At 70.0% G+C, this 567-nt stretch carries 1 protein-coding gene; it reads right to left on the minus strand.

All coding sequences use genetic code 11. The annotated features are described in order from the left end of the window. The coding region (locus D7X55_RS40205) for an AMP-binding protein (protein WP_233610408.1) at positions 1–508 on the minus strand (508 nt) is incomplete at its 3' end. Positions 509–567: the final 59 nt, after the last annotated feature.

A 567-nucleotide genomic window follows, 5' to 3' on the forward strand; every position in this document is an offset into this window, starting at 1 on the left:
GCAGGACGGGGGTGAAGGTGGCGACGACGGTGCTCTCGGTGGGCCCGTAGTGGTTGAAGAGGGCCACGGGTACTGAGGCAGGAGGGCCGTGGTGGAGGGCGTCGCCACCCGTGAGCAGGGCACGCAGGGCGATGGGCCGAGGCCACTCCTCACGCAGCACGGCCTCGGCGAGGGGCGTCGGCATGAAGCAGGTGGTGATGGCTTCGCGGGCCAGCCACTGAAGCAACTGCGAGGGCTCGGCACGCACGGTGTCGGGCGGGACGACGAGGCTGGCGCCGGAGGCCAGCGAGGGCCACACCTCCCAGGTAGAAGCGTCAAAGGCGACGCCAGCGGTGAGGGCGGTGGAGTCCCGAGGTGTCAGCGAATAGGTGCGCTGGTGCCAGGAGATGAGGTTCATCAACGCGCGGTGGTGGACGGCGACGCCCTTGGGGCGGCCGGTGCTACCGGACGTGTAGATGACGTAGGCCAAATCCTCTGGCCCCACGGACGCCACCGGGAGTGGCTGCATGTGGGCCGCGGACTCCACCTCCAGCGGGAGGACGCGCGCGGAGAGAGAAGGCAGCGAAG

Origin of the sequence: Corallococcus sp. AB049A, assembly GCF_003668885.1 — a bacterium.
Lineage (GTDB): Bacteria > Myxococcota > Myxococcia > Myxococcales > Myxococcaceae > Corallococcus > Corallococcus interemptor.